The organism is Micromonospora sp. NPDC049081, assembly GCF_040648835.1.
GTDB lineage: Bacteria > Actinomycetota > Actinomycetes > Mycobacteriales > Micromonosporaceae > Micromonospora > Micromonospora antibiotica.
On record NZ_JBEZEK010000012.1, the window covers coordinates 59,214 to 75,955 of the forward strand.

Consider the following 16,742-nt stretch of genomic DNA (forward strand, 5'->3'; position numbering starts at 1 on the left):
ACCGTGCTGACGGTGCCCGTACGCCAACTGGGAGAATCGGAGCGCCGCGCGGTCGAGCGGTTGCTCGACCTCGACCCGTTCGCGGGCGCGCAGGTCGCCGAGCGGGTCTCCGCCCGAGGGCTGGCCTGGTGGCGGGCCGAGGGGCGCATCCTCGGCTACGGCACCCGTCGCAACCTGGAGTCGATCTGCTGGCTCGGCGGCAACCTCACCCCGATCCTCGCCACCGAGTCGGCGGTCGCCGCCTTCGCCGAGCAGCTCTCCGGCGAGGAGCGGCTCTGCTCGTCCATCGTCGGGCGGGCCGACGCGGTGCTCGGACTCTGGGACCGGCTCGCCGACCACTGGGGGCCCGCCCGTGACGTACGCCCCAACCAGCCGTTACTGGCCACCGACACCGCGCCCCGCATCCCGGCCGACCCCGAGGTGCGCCGGGTCCGGCCCGACGAGGTGCCCCGCCTCTTCCCGGCGGCGGTCGCCATGTACGCCGAGGAGGTCGGCGTGTCACCGCTGGCCGACGACGGCGGCCGGGCCTACCGCCGGCGGGTCGAGGACCTGGTCCGAGCCGGTCGGGCGTACGCCCGCATGATCGACGGGGAGGTCGTGTTCAAGGCCGAGCTGGCGGTGGTGACCCGCCGGACCGCCCAGATCCAGGGGGTCTGGGTGGCACCGCAGTGGCGGGGCCGTGGCATCGCCACCGCCGCGATGGCCGCCGTGGTACGCGACGCGCTGCTCCGGGTCGCCCCGACGGTCAGCCTCTACGTCAACGACTTCAACCTCCCCGCGCGCCGGGTCTACCAACACTGCGGCTTCCGCCCCGTAGGCACCCTCGCCACCATCCTCTTCTGACCGCCCCACCCCTCCCACCTCCCCGAACACCCCACCCCCAACCCTCTAGCCCCCTGCGCCCGCTCCGCCCTCGCCCCCGCCGCTCACCGGCTCGTCCCGGTGATCAAGAGCTTTAGGTCAGTTGATCAAGAGGTTTACGTCATTTTGAAGATCAACTTTGACGTAAACCTCTTGATCGCCGGGGTGGGGCGGGGCGGGGTGGGGCGGGGAGAGGGCGGGAGGGGGCGGGAGGGGGCGGGAGGGGAGGGTGGGTGGTAAATGCGTTGAGGGGATGAGGGCGGGGGGTCAGGCTGGGGGGTACCGCCACCCCGAGTTCCGGAGGGAATCTCCATGCGCCTGCTCCGTGATCTCTGGGCGTCCGCGCCACGTCGGATGACGGTCGTGATCGTGCTCGTCGTGTTGGGGGCGGCCGGTCAGGCCGCCGCCTCGGCGGTCGCCGGCCCGGTGCTGGTGCACCGCTCGGCCGGCTGGTTCGTCGCGTTGGTCGTCGCTTTGGTCGTGGCAGTCTTCGGCGAGTTGGTGATCGCGCTGCTGATGGCGGGCATCACCGCCGACTGGTCCGCCGACGTGCGTCGCCGGCTCTGCCGGGTCGCCCTCGGGCAGGACCTGCCGACCCTGGAGGGCACCCCGGTCGGCGAGCTGCTCGACCGGATCGACAACGACGTCTACCAGGTCGCCTCCGAGCTGCGCAACACCGGCGTACGGCTGGTGCAGGGTCTGGTGCTCTGCCTGCTCGCCACGCTCAGCGCGCTGTTCGTCTGGTGGCCGGCCGGGGTGGCGATGCTGCTGCTCACCGTGCTGCTCATCGTGCTGTTGCGCCGTCCCACCGCCGCCATCGCCCCGGCCCGGATGTTCGAGGAGGAAGCCTGGTCCGACCTGGCCGCCGTGATGGAGGAGGCGGTGCACGGCCAGGACGACGTCCGTACCAGCCTCGCCCAGCCGTACGTGCTGCGGTTGTACGCCCGGCGGGCGGCCGAGGTGCTGAACCGCTGCCGCCGGGTCTTCCTGATGTCGGCGCGGGTCACCGCCGTCGCCGCCGGTGCCATCCGGGTCGGGATCGCCGGGGTGGTGCTCGCCGGGGCGTGGGCGTTGACCACCGGCCGGGTCGACGGGGCCCGGTTGACCGCGATCTGGCTGCTCGCGTTGAGCTTCGGCGCGACCGTCGAACATCTCGCCCGCTGGGTGCCGCACCTGCAGTACGCCCTCGGCGCCTGGGCCCGGGTGCTGCTGCTCTCCGACGCCCCGCAGGAACCCTCCGGCGGGGTCACCCCCACCGACGGCGACCTGACCCTGCGCGGGCTCACCTTCCGCTACCCGGCCACCGGCGAGGACGAGCGGGCACCCGCGCTGCGCGACGTCCGGCTCAGCTTCGTCCGGGGACGGTCGTACGCGCTGGTCGGGCGGACCGGTTCGGGCAAGTCGACCCTGACCAAGGTACTCACCCGGGCGGTCGAGGTGCCGCGCGGCACGGTACTGCTCGGCGACACCGATCTGTGTGACCTGGACGTCGAGGAACTGCGTCGGTGGATCGCGGTGGTGCCGCAGCGTACCGAGATCCTCGCCGGCACCCTCGCCGAGAACGTCGCCCTGTTCGACCCGGACCTGCTCGACGCCGCCCCCCGGGCGCTGGCCGAGCTGGGGCTCACCGGCTGGGTAGCGGAGCTGCCCGACGGCATCCGCACCCGGCTGGGTGAGGGCGGGTACGTGCTCTCCGCCGGCCAGGAGCAGTTGGTGGCGTTCGCCCGGATCCTGGTCCGCGATCCGCACGTGGTGGTCCTCGACGAGGCCACCGCGCGACTCGACCCGGTCACCGAGATCCGGGTACGCGAGGCCACCGAACGCCTGCTCACCGACCGGATCGGCATCATCATCGCGCACCGGCTCTCCTCCGTGCGGCGCTGCGACGAGGTGGTGGTGATGGCCGACGGGGCGGTCCTGGAGGCGGGGCCGCTGCACTCCTCGGCCCGCTTCGCCGAGCTGCTCGCCAGCAGCCGCGCCGCCGCGTACACCCCGGTGGGGGCGGCCCCGACGGGCACCGCCCGGGGCGGGGTGGACCTGCTCGACGGCCCGGGCCCCGCCTGGCCGCAGGCCGACGCCTCCGGCCCAGCCTGGCCGCAGGCCGGCCGGGCGGGCGACCTGTACCCGGACGGGCCCGACACCCCCTGGGCGGACGCCGCCGCGCCGAACCGGGCCGCGCCGAACCGGGCCGAGACGGACGGCATCACGGCGGACGCCACCAGGCCGGACGCCACCAGGCCGGACGGCATCACGACGGAGGCCACCGGGCCGGAGGCCACCGGGCCGGATGGCGGCATCACGGCGGACGGCACCGGGACGGGTGGCGACGGGCCGGGGCGGGCCGGTGTCGAGGGGGCCGGGGTGTCCGGGCGGGCGGCGGTGGCCGTACCCAAGGGGGACCCGCCGCCGCTGCCACCCCTGCCGCCCACCCGGACGATGCGGGAGATCCTGCGGCTCGGCCTGAACGACCCGCGCTTCGGCCTGCTCTCGGTCGCGCTGTTCATGGTGATCACCGTGCTCGGCCTGGACGGCACCGTGCTGCCCTGGCTCTGGGCGGACGTCGTCGACGGCGGCGACCCCTGGCTGCCGGCGATCGGCATCGCCGCCGCGCTGGTGATCGTGCTGCCGCTGCCCTACTGGACCAACCTGCGGTTCCCCCAGTGGTGGGTACGGCAGATGCTGCGGATGAGCCTGCGGCTGGTGCACGGGCAGACCGGCCCGCGCCGGTCCAGCCGGCACACCCCGGCCGAGGTGGTGGCCCAGAGCGGCGACACCGAACGGGTCGTGCAGCTCGCCGACAACCTGATGGACCAGCTCATCGCCCTGGTGACCCTGGTGACCATGACGTTGGTCACGGGCAGCCTGGTGCCGGCGTTGTTCTTCGTCGGCACGATGGCCGTATCGGGGCTGGCCGCCACCCTGTTCGGCCCCCGGTTGGAGCGTTCCGCCCGGGACACCGTGGCCGCCCGTGCCGCCTTCGCCACCGCGCTGGTCTCCTCGCTGTCGGCGGCCCGTACGGTCAAACTGGCCGGTGCGACCCGCCCGGTGCTCGACCACCTCTCCGCCCTGGACCTGGTCCGCAGCGACCGGCAGCGGCGGGAGATCGCCGCGCAGGTGTGGGCCCGCTCCACCCCGTCGGTGGCCAGTGGCCTGCTGCCGATCGCCGCCTGGGCGCTCTACCTGACCGGCGGGCTCTCCGCCGGTGCCACCCTGGTCGCCGTCTCCACCCTCGGGGCGGCCCGCTGGTTCGCCTGGACCACGGCGTCCCTGGTCTCGCAGTACCCGTCGGCGCGGGTGTGGACCCGGCGGACGGTGGCGATGACCGGGATCGGAGCGTACTCGGCGGAGGTGCCCGGGGTGGACATCGCCGCCGGCACCGCCCCCGCGCCGGAGCCGCCGCCGCGCCGGCCACTGCGCCGGCTGGAGCTGACCGGCTACGGGGCACTGCACTCCGACGGCACCCTCGCCGTGCGGGACGTCGACCTGACCGTCGACCGGGGCCAGCTGGTGCTGGTGGTCGGACCGGTCGGGTCCGGCAAGTCGTCGCTGCTGCGGGCGCTGGCCGGGATCGTGCACCACGTCGGTGAACTGCGTTGGAACGGCGACCCGGTGACCGAACCGGAGCTGTTCCTGCGCCCCCAGCAGGTCGGTTACGTCGGGCAGCTGCCCCGGGTGCTCTCCGGCACCGTCGCCGACAACATCGCCCTCGGGCACGATGTGGACGCGGCCGGGGCGGTGAGCACCGCCCAACTGGAGCACGACCTGGCGGGTGGGGGTGGGTTGGGGCTGCTCATCGGGCACAAGGGCACCCGGCTGTCCGGCGGGCAGTTGCAGCGGCTGGCGCTGGCCCGGGCGCTCGCCCCGCGTACCGAACTGCTGGTCGCCGACGACGTGTCGTCCGCCCTGGACGTCACCACCGAGCTGGCCCTGTGGGCGGCGCTGCGCGAGCACGGGGTGACGGTGGTCGGCTCCACCTCGAAACGGGCGGCGCTGGTCCGCGCCGACCACGTGGTGGTGCTCATCGACGGCACGGCCGTCGCCCAGGGTCCGTGGCGTGACCTGGAGGACGACTGGGGCCACCTGGCCGGCTGACCAGGTCACCCGCGTCCTGCGTCCCGCGCCCGCCCGCTCGCGCCACCCGGGATCGGGGAGAGTTGTTGTCGCTGGAGCGACAACAACTCTCCCCGCAGCGGTCGACGCAGGCCGGTCGGCAGCCGGTCAGAAGGCGCGGGCGTACGGGTCGGGCCAGTCGGGGGTGACGCCGAGCTTCGCGGCGGCGCGGCGCGGCCAGTACGGGTCGCGCAGCAGTTCCCGACCGAGCAGCACCAGATCGGCCTCACCGGCTGCGACGACCTCCTCGGCCTGCTCCGGCTCGACGATGAGGCCGACCGCCCCCGTCGGCACGCCCGCCTCGCGGCGGATCTGGGCGGCCAGCGGCACCTGGTAGCCGGGACCGACCGGGATGGCCGCCCGGGCCGACGCCCCGCCGGAGGAGACGTCCACCAGGTCCACCCCGGTCGCGGCCAGCTCGGCGGCGAGCGCGACGCTGTCGTCCGCCGTCCAACCGCCGTCGACCCAGTCGGTGGCGGAGATCCGGGTGAGCACCGGCACCTGTTCGCCGACGGTGGCGCGGACCGCGCGGGCCACCTCCAGGGTGAGCCGCATCCGGGCGGCCCGGTCGCCGCCGTACCCGTCGGTGCGGTGGTTGGTCAGCGGGGACAGGAACTCGTGCAGCAGGTAGCCGTGCGCGGCGTGGATCTCCACGACGGCGAAGCCGGCGTCGACGGCCCGGCCGGCGGCGGTGGCGAAGGCCGACACCACCCCGGCGATCCCGGCCTCGTCGAGCGCCGTCGGCTGCCGGTAGTCGGGCAGGAACGGTTCGGTCCCGGGCCCGACCGGCGTCCAACCGCCCTCGGCGTCGGGCACCCCGCCGCGTTCGGCCGCCCACGGCCGCCAGGTGCTGGCCTTGAACCCGGCGTGGGCGAGCTGCACGGCGGGCACCGCCCCCTGGCCGGCGACGAACGCGGTGACCGGACGCCACGCGTCGACGTGCGCGTCGGACCAGATGCCGGTGTCCTGGGGGCTGATCCGCCCCTCGGGGACGACCGCGGTGGCCTCGGTGACGATCAGTCCGGCACCGCCGACGGCCCGGGAGCCGAGGTGCACCAGGTGCCAGTCGGTGGGCAGGCCGTCCGGGCCGGCGCTGTACTGGCACATCGGGGCCAGGGCGATCCGGTTGGGCAGGGTGACGCCGCGCAGGGCGAGCGGGGTGAACAGGGCACTCATGCGAGTGATCCTCCGGTAGGGGCTGATGGCGGTGCAGGACGGGGGAGGGATCGCAGCCGTCGTGGTCAGGCGGGTGCCGGCGTCAGGTCGTCGCGGCGGGCCGGCCGGTCGGCGGTCCCGTCGGCGTCGGTCAGGTCGGCGTCGGTCAGGTCGCGCCGGCCGGCGTTGGCGTAGGCGTCGCGGTCCAGGATGCCCTCGCGGGCGGCCACGATGGTCGGCACGACCGCCTGCCCGGCCACGTTGGTGGCGGTGCGGATCATGTCCAGGATCGGGTCGATGGCCAGCAGCAGACCGGCTCCGGCCAGCGGCAGGCCCAACGTGCTCAGGGTCAGGGTGAGCATGACGATGGCACCGGTCAGGCCGGCGGTGGCGGCCGAACCGACCACCGAGACGAAGGCGATCAGCAGGTAGTCGCCGACGCCGAGGTCCACTCCGAAGACCTGGGCCACGAAGATCGCGGCGAGCGCCGGGTAGATCGCGGCGCAGCCGTCCATCTTGGTGGTGGCACCGAACGGCACCGCGAAGGAGGCGTACTCGCGGGGGACGCCGAGGCGCTCGACGGAACGCTGGGTCACCGGCATGGTGCCCACCGAGGACCGGGACACGAAGGCCAACTCGATCGCCGGCCAGGCACCGGCGAAGAACCGCAGCGGGTTGAGCCGGCCGGCGGTGACCAGCAGCAACGGGTAGACCACGAACAGGACGATGGCGCAGCCGACGTAGACGGCGGTGGTGAACTTCGCCAGTGGGGCCAGCAGGTCCCAGCCGTACGCGGCGACGGCGTGGCCGATCAGCCCGAGGGTGCCGATCGGGGCGAGCCGGATCACCCACCACAGCGCCTTCTGCACGATGGCCAGCACCGCGCGGTTGAGCTCGACGAACGGTTCGGCAGCCGCACCGACCAGCAGCGCGGCGGCACCGACGACCAGGGCGAGGAAGACGATCTGGAGGACGTTGCCCTCGACGAACGCGCCCACCGGGTTGGTCGGCACGATGCCGGTGAGGAAGTCGGTCCACGAGCCGGTGGTCTTCGGGGCGGTCGCGCCGCCGACGTCCAGGCTCACCCCCCGGCCCGGGTTGGTGAGCAGACCGATGCCGATGCCGAGGCTCACCGCGATCAGTGCGGTGACGCCGAACCAGAGCAGCGTCCTCAGCGCCAGCCGGGCGGCGTTGGCCACCCCGCGCAGGCTGACCACGCTGACCACGATCGCGGTGAAGACCAGCGGTGGGACGGCCAGCTTGAGCAACTGGACGAAGAGCCCGCCGACGGTGTCGAGGGTGCCGGCCAGCCAGGCCAGGTCGCCCTCGCGGGCGAGGAAGCCCAGCGCCGCGCCGAGCACGAGGCCGAGCAGGATCTGGGCGGAGAAGGGGAATTTGCGCAGGGTGGAAGCCATCAGGATGAGTCCAAGGTCGGTAGGGGTCGGTCGGCGGGCGCGTCAGGAGCGCGGCTGCGCCGGACAGACTCCACTGGCCTGGCGTCGGAGGTCGACGTACAGGCGCACGGTGAGGTGCCAGACATTGGTCATCGCCTGTCGACGCTACTCCCGGCCGGCCGACAGGTGGAAGGAGCGATCCCCGTGAGGCTCCTTACACGGAGGTTCTCGACCTGGTGATCCGTTCGTCACGTACGGCGTGCTCCCGCGCGCCGGGCACAGCCCGGTCGTCCGGTCCGGGGGCGGCCGGCCGGTGCCGGGCCAGCAGCAGAGCGGTGCACAGGCCCCAGCCGGCACAGACCACCAGCAGCACCCGTTCCAGCCCGGCCACCAGGTCACCCCGGCCCACCGTCAGCAGGCCCAGCGCGACCACCCCGGCCACCGGCAACGCCACCACCCCGGCGATCCGGGCCACCCGGCGCAGCCCCGGCGTCGCCGGCCGGAGGAACCCGACCACCAGCATGGCGAGCACCGTCACCCCGGCCGCCACGATGCTCGCCCCGGCGTGCACCAGGTCGGCCGGCGTCGCCGCCTCGAACGGCGGCAGCGGACACCCGGCGCTGCACGTCACCGCGCCGGAGACCACCGTGCCGGCCGCGCCGGCCAGCAGCAGGCCGGCCGCGAGCCGCAACGTCACCGGCAGCGCCGCGGCCAGCGACAACAGCGCCGCCGCCAGGGCGAACACCCCCATCCGGTACGTCGAGGCGAAGGCGCTGTCGCTGACACCGGCCTCGCTGACGTACCCGCGCCACGGGCCACCCGGGCCGGCTCCGACGGCGACGGTCACCGCGACCGCGCCGAGCAGCACGCAGCCGGCGGCGAGCCGGCCGGCGACGGCGCGGGCGGCGTCAGGCACGGCCGTGCGGGCTGAGCCAGCCGGAGGTGTCCGGGCCCGCCGGCACCACCCCGGTGGGATTGATCTCGCGGTGGGTGGCGTAGTAGTGCCGCTTGATGTGGTCGAAGTCGACCGTCCCGCCGAAACCCGGGGTCTGGAACAGATCCCGGGCGTACGCCCAGAGCACCGGCATCTCGGTCAGCTTCTGCCGGTTGCACTTGAAGTGCCCGTGGTAGGCCACGTCGAAGCGGACCAGGGTGGTGAACAGCCGCACGTCCGCCTCGGTGACCGCGTCACCCATCAGGTAACGCCGGTCGGCCAACCGCCGCGACAGCACGTCCAACCGGGCGAACAGCGCCGCGTACGCCTCGTCGTACGCCTGCTGGGAGGTGGCGAAGCCGCACCGGTACACGCCGTTGTTGACGTCGGTGTGGATCTCGGCCATCAGGGCGTCCAGCTCGGGACGCAGCGTCACCGGGTACAGGTCGGGGGCGTCCGGGGCGTGCAGGCGTCGCCACTCGGTGGAAAGGTCGAGGGTGAGCTGCGGATAGTCGTTGGTGACCACCCGGCCGGTGAGCGTGTCCACCAGTGCCGGCACGGTCACCCGGCCCGTGTAGTCCGGGTCGGTGGCGAGGTAGGCCTCGGACAGGAAGCCGATGCCCAACGCCGGGTCGAAGCCGTCCGGGTCGAGGGTGAACCGCCAGCCGCGCTCGTCGCGGATCGGGTCGACCGTGCCCAGCGAGATCACCCCGTCCAGGCCGAGCAGACCGCGCACGATCATGGCCCGGTGCGCCCAGGGGCAGGCCCGGCACCAGATCAGCCGGTACCGGCCGGCCTCCAACGGCCAGCGCCCCTGGTCGTCCGGCCCACCGCCCTCGGGCGAGGTGGAGTGCGGGGTGACCCGGCCGGTGAACCGGTTGGGCTGGCGGACGAACGCCCCACCACCGGAGGTCTCTGCACTGAACTGGGCCCGGGTCATGACGCCAACCTATCCGGCGTCCGCCCGCCGGGCCGGCGTCACGGGCCGCCCCGGCCGCCATCCGGCCCGGGAGGGTCGGCGCAACCCCCGGCCGGGGGCCGTCCGGCACGGGCGTGGATATCCTGACGGCCGGTGTCCCTGTGATCCGGGCGACGCCGGCACCGCCAGCCCCTTCCCACCCCCGAAGGACGTGCGTCGATGACCGTGGCCTACCTCGTGTCCGGAGTCCGTACCCCGATCGGCCGGTACGCCGGCGCCCTCGCCGGGGTACGCCCCGACGACCTGGCCGCCCACGTGCTGCGCGAACTGGTCGCCCGGCACCCGGCGGTGGACTGGTCCCGGGTCGACGACGTGGTGTTGGGCTGCGCCAACCAGGCCGGTGAGGACAACCGCAACGTGGCCCGGATGGCGGCGCTGCTGGCCGGCCTGCCACAGGAGGTGCCGGGCAGCACCGTCAACCGGCTCTGCGGCTCCGGCCTGGACGCGCTGGCCATCGCCGCCCGCGCCGTGGTGGCCGGCGAGGCCGACCTGGTGCTCGCCGGTGGCGTGGAGAGCATGAGCCGGGCCCCGTTCGTCATGCCGAAAGCGACCACCCCCTACTCCCGCGCCGCCGAGGTGTACGACACCACCCTCGGCTGGCGGCTGGTCAACCCGCTGATGGCGGCCGGCTGGGGCACCGACTCGATGCCGGAGACCGCCGAGAACGTGGCCGCCGAGTTCGGCGTCGACCGGCGGGCCCAGGACGAGTTCGCCCTGCGCTCCCAGCAGCGGGCCGCGAAGGCGCAGGCCGACGGCCGGTTCGCCGAGGAGATCGTGCCGGTGACCGTGCCCGCCGGCCGGCGGGAGACGAAGCTGGTCGAGGTCGACGAACACCCCCGGGAGACCTCGCTTGCGAAGCTGGCCGCGCTGCCCACCCCGTTCCGGTCCGGCGGCACCGTCACCGCCGGCAACTCCTCGGGCCTCAACGATGGCGCGGTGGCCCTGCTGGTCGCGTCCGAGGCGGCGGTGGCCCGGTACGACCTCACCCCGCTCGCCCGGATCAGCGGCGCGGCGGTGGCCGGCGTACCACCCCGGATCATGGGGATCGGTCCGGTGCCGGCCACCCGTCGGCTGCTCGGCCGGCTCGGCGTCGCCCTGGCCGACGTGGACGTGGTCGAGCTGAACGAGGCGTTCGCCGCGCAGGGGATCGCGGTGCTGCGCGAGTTGGGCCTGCCGGAGGACGCCGAGCACGTCAACCCGAACGGCGGCGCGATCGCCCTGGGGCATCCACTGGGGGCCAGCGGGGCCCGACTGGCGTTGACCGCCGCTCTGGAGCTGCGTCGCCGGGGTGGCCGGCGGGCCCTGGCGACCATGTGCGTCGGGGTCGGCCAGGGCATCTCGCTGCTGCTGGAATCCGTGGACTGAGCCCGGCGGGTCGACCGGCGTCGAGTGGGCCCGGCGGGTCGACCGGCGTCGGCTGGGCCCGGCGGGTCGACCGGCGTCGGCTCGCCCGTCGAGCGGGCCACCGGCCGGTGGGGAATGCCCGGGGACCGACCGGCCGGCCGACCGGGCGACGCCGGGTGCCCGGCCGGTCGAGCCGCGAGATGGAGGTGTCACCGTCGGGTGTGCGGGTGGCAGCCCAGGGTGACGGCGGGGCGTCCGGGTTGTTCGCGCCGCCCGGCCGGCCACAGATCGGGGTCAGCTGATCTCCCGTACCTGGGCGGACGGGCCTAGAGTGGTCAGCACCACACGATCCGCGGGTCGGCCGGTGCGGCTCCGCGTGCCCGCGCACGCCGTCGACACCGGTGCCCTCCCGCACCGCGGCGACGAACTGGGGGCCAGACAGCGATGCAGACGCCCGACGGACTTCCCGCCGAGATCGACCTGAGCCGGCCCAGCGCCGCCCGGGTCTACGACTACTTCCTCGGCGGCGCGCACAACTTCGAGATCGACCGGCGGCTCGCCGAGCAGATCGCCAGCATGACCCCGAACCTCGCCGACACCATGCGGTCCGGTCGGGAGTTCCTGCGCCGCGCGGTCCGGGTGCTGCTCGACGCCGGCATCGACCAGTTCCTCGACATCGGCTCGGGCATCCCCACCGTGGGCAACGTCCACGAGGTCGCCCAGGCCGCCGACCCGCAGGCCCGGATCGTCTACGTCGACATCGACCCGGTCGCCGTGGCGCACAGCCGGGAACTGCTCGCCGGCAACGACCGGGCCGTCGCCGTGCACGCCGACCTGCGGGAACCGAAGCTGATCCTGGACGAGGCCCGCGCCAGCGGCCTGATCGACTTCGACCGTCCCCTGGGCATCCTGCTCGCCGGGGTCGTGCACTTCGTCCCCGACGCCGACCGGCCGGCCGACATTCTCGCCACCCTCCGGGCCGCCGCCGCACCTGGCAGCTTCCTGGTCGTCTCGCACTCCACCTTCGAGGACCAGCCCCAGGAGATGCTCGACGCGCAGCGCCTCTCGGCGCGTACCGACACCGAGATCACGCTGCGGTCCCGCGCCGAGATCACCGGCTTCTTCGGGGACTGGACGCTGCTCGAGCCCGGCGTGGTGCACATGCCGCTGTGGCGGCCCGACTCTCCGTCCGACGTGGACGAGCACCCCGAGCGGTTCGGGGCGTTCGGCGGCGTCGCCCGGTACGACCGCACAGCCGGCTGAGTCGACCATGTCCGCCGTTCCGGACCCCGGCGGCACCGACGCGGCCCGTCCGGGTGCCCAGGGCTACGCCGCCGACTGGGCCCGGGCGGTACGCCGGCTCGGGTTCGTGCCGATGAGCGCGGACGAGACCGAGCGGCTGCTGCTCGTGCACACCGTACGGCTGGCGCAGGCCCTGCTCGCCGAGGAGTTCTCCGCCACCCCGGCGGAGGAGGTGGGCCGGGCGCTGGTGGAGGCGCACCTGACCGAGCCGCGCATCCTCGACTGGTCGGTGCGGGCGCTCGGCGAGCTGCCGCAGCGGGTGCTGCCCCCGGTGGACCTGCCGCCCGATCTGCCTGCCCGGGTGGCGGCGGTGCAGGGTGGGTTGGCCGCCGGATTCGGTCGGGCGCTGCGCGACCGTACCTTCAGTCAGCAGGAGCGGATCGCCCGGTCGGCCTGGCAGGCCCGGGACGCGGTGGAGCGGGCGCTCCGTGACAGCGAGGCCCGGTTCCGGGCGGTCTTCACCGGCGCGGCCATCGGCATCGGCATCGCCGGCATCGACGGCCAGATCATCGACGTCAACCAGTCGTTCGCCGACATGCTCGGTTACAGCCGGGAGGAGCTGCGGCAGACCAACGTGTCGTCGCTGTTCCACGCCGAGGACGCGGCCGGCATGTGGGAGCTGTACCAGGAGCTGATCGAGGGCAAGCACGACACCGTCCGGGTGGAGAAGCGCTACTACCGCAAGGACGGCACCGTCGTGTGGACGGACCTGGCCGTCTCGCTGATCCGGCACGACGACGGCCGCCCCCGGTTCACGGTCGCGATGATCGAGGACATCACCCAGCGGTACGAACTCCAGCAGCGGCTGCGTTTCCAGGCGCTGCACGACCCGCTGACCGGCCTGCCCAACCGGACGTTGTTCTTCGAGACCCTCGGTCAGGTCTTCGCCGACGCCGGGCCGGAGCAGCGGATCGGCGTGTGTTTCCTCGACCTCGACGGCTTCAAGGCGGTCAACGACAGCCTCGGCCACGACCTCGGTGACCGGCTGCTGATCACCATCGCCCGGCGGCTCTCCGACTGTGTCATCGGTCAGGGGCACCTGGTGGCCCGGATGGGCGGCGACGAGTTCGTCATCCTGGTCAACGAGGGCGAGGGCATCGACGACGCGGTCGGCGTCGCCGAGTTGGCGCTGGCCGCGGTGGCCGCCCCGGTGCTCGTCGGCGACCACCAGCTCGCCGTCTCGGCCAGCATCGGGGTGGTCGAGTGCCCGGCCAGCGAGACCAGCGTCTCCGAGCTGATGAAGGCCGCCGACACCACGCTGTACTGGGCCAAGGCCGAGGGCCGGGGCCGCTGGGCGGTGTACGACCCGGAGCGCAGCGCCGCCGACATCGCCCGGTCCGCGCTGGCCGCCGGCCTGCCGGCGGCCCTGGACCGGGGCGAGTTCGTGGTCCACTACCAGCCGATCGTCTCCCTGCTGGACGGCTCGATGATCGCGGTGGAGGCCCTGGTCCGGTGGGCCCATCCGGAGCTGGGCCTGGTCGGCCCGGACCGCTTTATCGGGCTGGCCGAGGAGACCGGGCTGATCGTCCGGCTCGGCGAGTGGGTGCTGCGCCAGGCGTGCCGCGACGCCCGCGCCTGGCACCGCGAGTTCCCCGAGGCGAAACTGGTGGTCAGCGTCAACCTGGCCGCCCGGCAGGCCGACGACCCGGCCATCGTGGACACCGTCGCCAGCGCGCTGAGCCGCACGGGCCTGCCGGCGGAGCTGTTGCAGCTGGAGCTGACGGAGAGCGCCGTGATGGGCACCGCCGGGGAGCCGTTACGGTCGCTGCACCGGCTGGCGGACCTGGGCGTACGGCTGGCCATCGACGACTTCGGCACCGGCTACTCCAACCTGGTCTACCTGCGGCGGCTGCCGATCCACTGCCTGAAGCTGGCCGGCCCGTTCGTCGAGGGCATCCGGGGCGGCGACGACTCCCCGCCCGACCACCGCGACGAACGGATCGTCGACGCCCTGGTCCGGTTGGCGCACGCGCTGGAGCTGTGGGTGACCGCCGAGGCGGTGGAGACCGGGGAGCAGGCCGAACGGTTGCGGGCGTTGCGCTGCGACACCGGGCAGGGCCGCTGGTTCGGCCCACCCGCCCCGGCGGACCAGATCACCGCCCGCCTGCGCGGGGCGACGACGGAGTGACCTGCTCCCCGGCCGGTTCGGGGGCGTCGTCGGCGGCGCGGTGGTGCCCGGCGGAGCGTGGTCGTCCGGGGTGGGGCGTGGTCGTTCGGGGTGGGGCGGCCGGAAGCGGCCGGTCGGATACGGGTGGCCGGCGGGGAGCCGGGTGCTCTGGCATGGTGACGAGGTGACCGGGGCGGGACCGGGCGGGGGAGAGGTGGCGGGGTGAGCCTGACCGATGGTGGGGCGGCGGTCTCGGTGGTCGCGGCGATCGCGATCGTGGCCGGACTGGCCGGGGTGGTGGTGCCCGGTCTGCCGGCGCTGCCGCTGTGCTGGGGCGGGGTGCTGCTCTGGGCGATCTTCGGCGACGCCGGGCCGGGCCGCTGGGCGGTGCTCGGCGCGGCCACCGTGGTCGCCGCCGCCGGTGCCGTGATCAAGTACGCCTGGCCGGGGCGCAACCTCAAGCGCACCGGGGTGCCGACGTCGTCGCTGCTCGTCGGGGGCCTGCTCGGGCTGGTCGGGTTCTTCGTCATCCCGGTGATCGGCCTGGTGATCGGCTTCGTCGGCGGGGTGTGGGGGGCCGAGCGGCTGCGGTTGGGCAGCAACCAGCTCGCCTGGCCGGCCACGGTGCAGGCGTTGAAAGCGGCCGGCCTGTCGATGATGGTGGAGTTCCTGGCCGGCCTGGTGGTCGCCGCCCTCTGGGTGGCCGGACTCCTGTTCACCTGACCGCCGCACCGGGGCGCTCGCCATGATCGACTCAATGGGGGCGACGGACGGCCGACAAGATTGACTCGCCTGGGCCGATGTTGCAGTGTCCAGCCGCAGGGACGGCACAACATCGGCCCAGGCGAGTGGATCAAGACGGGTTGGGCCGGCGATGGCCAGGCGGGAGGGTCAGGCAGCAGGGTCGATCTGCTTGGCCAGGTCGACGAACGCCCGCCAGGTGTCCGGCGCGAAGGTCAGGGTCCCGCCGTCGCGGTCCTTGGTGTCCCGCACCAGGACGACGCCGGGCAGGTTGTCGGCCACTTCGACACACGAGCCGCCGTTGCTGCCGCTCCTGGTGCTCTTGCGCCATTGTGCGCCGGTCAGGTCCATGTGCTCGCCGCTTCCTTGAGGAGGTTGAGTGACTGCCTGCGGGAGAAGGCTTCGCCTCTGATCATCTCCCAGGTCTGCTGGAGGGTAACAAGGTCATCGCCCTCATTCACCACCTGCGCTCGCACTTGATGATCGAGATGTGCCACTACTGAGCCGTCACCAAGGGTGGCAAGAATGAAGCCGCCCTGTAGTCCAGGGTAGAGCCCAGTGTCCTCACTCACCACGAGGATCTGTATGTGCGGTAGCTCAGCCACATCGGCCAGGTGGGTGAGCTGTTCCTTCATTGCGGCGGGGTGACTCTTCATCGGGCGACGTAACGCCGCCATGTCGATGACGGCGACGAGTTGCGGGGGTCTGCCGCTGGTGAGAATGGAGCCGCGCTCAAGCCGGGACGCCACGCGTTCCTCGATCTCATCCGCAGGCAGCAGGTTGTGTGCCAGAGTGGCTCGCGCGTACGCCTCGGTTTGGAGTAGGCCCGGTATCCAGCAGTGTTCGAACCAGCGCAGGGCCAAGGCTTCGCGCTCCCAGTCGACCCATTTTCTCAGCCACTGTGGCTCGCGGCGCTTGAGGACATCGGGCCATAGGTCACCAACGTCCCGGCCGAGGATCGCGGCCACGGTCACCCGTCGGCGCGGTTGCGGCACACGTCCCGGTGATATCCACCGCGCTGCCGTCTTGGGGTCGACCCCTGTTTGAGCGGCAAGACTCTCTGCTGTCTCGCCGGCCTCGGCCATGGCCTCCTGAAGCGCGTGGTTCATCCCGCCTCCATAGTGGATGTCACGAACGTCCCTGAGCATAGATTAACGTCGTGTACTGATCCCGTCGCTCTGGGCAAGGTTTCCTCAGGTGGGTCGGCTCTGACGGGACGGTGTCGGGGCCGACTTCGCGGGGGCCGCTCCCTTTCTGGCCAGTGGGAGCGGCCCCTTCCCAGGCACGCGAGGAGGTCGACATGAAGGGTTCGGTCATGTGGTGGAGGATCATGAGGACGCAGCCCCGCCGGGTGCTCGGGAGCGTCAAGCGGTTCCTGCGGTCGCCTGACCTGATCGGCGATGAGGCGCAGGCCGCTGCGCTGTGGGGGCGGTGATGGTGGTGGTCCGTACGCCCGTCCCGCACGTCGCGATGCGTCCGCTGTGGCGCTGCCGCAACTGCGGCCGGCAGTGGCCCTGCCAGCCGGCCAAGCTCGCGCTGCTCACCGAGTACCGGCACGACCGGATGTCCCTGCTGATCTATCTCGGCACCCTGATGCACGAGGCCACCAACCAGCTCACCCAACTCCACCCGGCCCACCCGCCCACCGGCATGACCGAACGCTTCCTGTCCTGGGCCAGGGCCCGGGGCTGAGGGATTTACCAGGGGCGGTCGGCGGCAAGAGCGACTCGCCTGGGCCGAAGTGGTGCTGTCCGTGCCCGGCGGATTCCGCAACATCGACCCAGGCGGGTGGATCGGGGCGGGAGTGGGTGGCGG

General features: G+C 73.3%; 13 protein-coding genes. 7 read left to right on the top strand and 6 right to left on the bottom strand.

All coding sequences use genetic code 11. From position 1 onward, the window contains the following. The first annotated feature begins 3 nt into the window (after positions 1-3). Entirely contained in the window at positions 4-843 is an 840-nt protein-coding gene (locus tag AB0B63_RS18810; RefSeq protein WP_357020207.1) for a GNAT family N-acetyltransferase, read from the top strand. A 330-nt stretch (positions 844-1,173) separates the two neighbouring features. Further along, on the top strand, positions 1,174-4,953 hold the full coding sequence (locus AB0B63_RS18815) for an ATP-binding cassette domain-containing protein (protein ID WP_357020210.1): 3,780 nt from the start codon (positions 1,174-1,176) through the stop codon (positions 4,951-4,953). Between the two features lie 126 nt (positions 4,954-5,079). Here AB0B63_RS18815 and AB0B63_RS18820 read toward each other — a convergent pair whose 3' ends face one another. The 4 genes from AB0B63_RS18820 to AB0B63_RS18835 form a co-directional block, all read right to left on the bottom strand. Continuing rightward, complete coding sequence (locus AB0B63_RS18820; protein WP_357020213.1) at positions 5,080-6,147, bottom strand: NADH:flavin oxidoreductase/NADH oxidase; 1,068 nt, start codon at positions 6,145-6,147, stop codon at positions 5,080-5,082. A 65-nt stretch (positions 6,148-6,212) separates the two neighbouring features. Continuing rightward, entirely contained in the window at positions 6,213-7,529 is a 1,317-nt protein-coding gene (locus AB0B63_RS18825; RefSeq protein WP_357020434.1) for a dicarboxylate/amino acid:cation symporter, read from the bottom strand. A gap of 205 nt (positions 7,530-7,734) precedes the next feature. Further along, complete coding sequence (locus AB0B63_RS18830; RefSeq protein ID WP_357020216.1) at positions 7,735-8,436, bottom strand: DUF998 domain-containing protein; 702 nt, start codon at positions 8,434-8,436, stop codon at positions 7,735-7,737. Continuing rightward, the gene (locus AB0B63_RS18835) at positions 8,429-9,394 is read right to left on the bottom strand and encodes a glutathione S-transferase C-terminal domain-containing protein (RefSeq protein ID WP_357020219.1); all 966 of its coding nucleotides are present in this window, start codon (positions 9,392-9,394) and stop codon (positions 8,429-8,431) included. The genes AB0B63_RS18830 and AB0B63_RS18835 overlap by 8 nt, the downstream gene beginning before the upstream one ends. A 198-nt stretch (positions 9,395-9,592) precedes the next feature. Between AB0B63_RS18835 and pcaF the strand changes: the two genes are divergently transcribed. The 4 genes from pcaF (at position 9,593) to AB0B63_RS18855 (ending at position 14,909) form a co-directional block, all read left to right on the top strand. Beyond that, on the top strand, positions 9,593-10,798 hold the full coding sequence (pcaF, locus tag AB0B63_RS18840) for a 3-oxoadipyl-CoA thiolase (protein WP_357020222.1): 1,206 nt from the start codon (positions 9,593-9,595) through the stop codon (positions 10,796-10,798). 423 nt (positions 10,799-11,221) lie between these two features. Next, positions 11,222-12,040, top strand: a complete 819-nt coding sequence (locus tag AB0B63_RS18845) for an SAM-dependent methyltransferase (protein WP_208569286.1) — start codon at positions 11,222-11,224, stop codon at positions 12,038-12,040. A gap of 7 nt (positions 12,041-12,047) precedes the next feature. Continuing rightward, positions 12,048-14,207: an EAL domain-containing protein gene (locus AB0B63_RS18850; protein ID WP_357020227.1), complete on the top strand. Its 2,160-nt coding sequence runs from the start codon at positions 12,048-12,050 to the stop codon at positions 14,205-14,207. A gap of 201 nt (positions 14,208-14,408) precedes the next feature. After that, positions 14,409-14,909, top strand: a complete 501-nt coding sequence (locus AB0B63_RS18855; protein ID WP_357020230.1) for a DUF456 domain-containing protein — start codon at positions 14,409-14,411, stop codon at positions 14,907-14,909. A gap of 168 nt (positions 14,910-15,077) precedes the next feature. Here AB0B63_RS18855 and AB0B63_RS18860 read toward each other — a convergent pair whose 3' ends face one another. Together AB0B63_RS18860 and AB0B63_RS18865 are read right to left on the bottom strand one after the other, a co-directional pair. Continuing rightward, positions 15,078-15,278: a DUF397 domain-containing protein gene (locus AB0B63_RS18860; RefSeq protein WP_357020232.1), complete on the bottom strand. Its 201-nt coding sequence runs from the start codon at positions 15,276-15,278 to the stop codon at positions 15,078-15,080. Then, positions 15,269-16,036 (bottom strand): DUF5753 domain-containing protein, encoded by a 768-nt coding sequence (locus AB0B63_RS18865; RefSeq protein ID WP_357020235.1) that lies wholly within the window; start codon positions 16,034-16,036, stop codon positions 15,269-15,271. Before AB0B63_RS18865 ends, AB0B63_RS18860 begins: the two co-directional genes overlap by 10 nt. A 325-nt stretch (positions 16,037-16,361) precedes the next feature. Between AB0B63_RS18865 and AB0B63_RS18870 the strand changes: the two genes are divergently transcribed. Next, positions 16,362-16,619, top strand: a complete 258-nt coding sequence (locus AB0B63_RS18870; RefSeq protein ID WP_357020238.1) for a flavin reductase — start codon at positions 16,362-16,364, stop codon at positions 16,617-16,619. The last annotated feature ends 123 nt before the right edge of the window (positions 16,620-16,742 follow it).

Coding starts and splice junctions, on each gene's coding strand:
- AB0B63_RS18815 (WP_357020210.1), top strand. CDS start 1,174: ATGCGCCTGCTCCGTGATCTCTGGGCGTCCGCGCCACGTCGGATGACG.
- AB0B63_RS18820 (WP_357020213.1), bottom strand. CDS start 6,147: ATGAGTGCCCTGTTCACCCCGCTCGCCCTGCGCGGCGTCACCCTGCCC.
- AB0B63_RS18835 (WP_357020219.1), bottom strand. CDS start 9,394: ATGACCCGGGCCCAGTTCAGTGCAGAGACCTCCGGTGGTGGGGCGTTC.
- pcaF (WP_357020222.1), top strand. CDS start 9,593: ATGACCGTGGCCTACCTCGTGTCCGGAGTCCGTACCCCGATCGGCCGG.
- AB0B63_RS18845 (WP_208569286.1), top strand. CDS start 11,222: ATGCAGACGCCCGACGGACTTCCCGCCGAGATCGACCTGAGCCGGCCC.
- AB0B63_RS18850 (WP_357020227.1), top strand. CDS start 12,048: ATGTCCGCCGTTCCGGACCCCGGCGGCACCGACGCGGCCCGTCCGGGT.
- AB0B63_RS18860 (WP_357020232.1), bottom strand. CDS start 15,278: ATGGACCTGACCGGCGCACAATGGCGCAAGAGCACCAGGAGCGGCAGC.
- AB0B63_RS18865 (WP_357020235.1), bottom strand. CDS start 16,036: ATGAACCACGCGCTTCAGGAGGCCATGGCCGAGGCCGGCGAGACAGCA.
- AB0B63_RS18870 (WP_357020238.1), top strand. CDS start 16,362: ATGGTGGTGGTCCGTACGCCCGTCCCGCACGTCGCGATGCGTCCGCTG.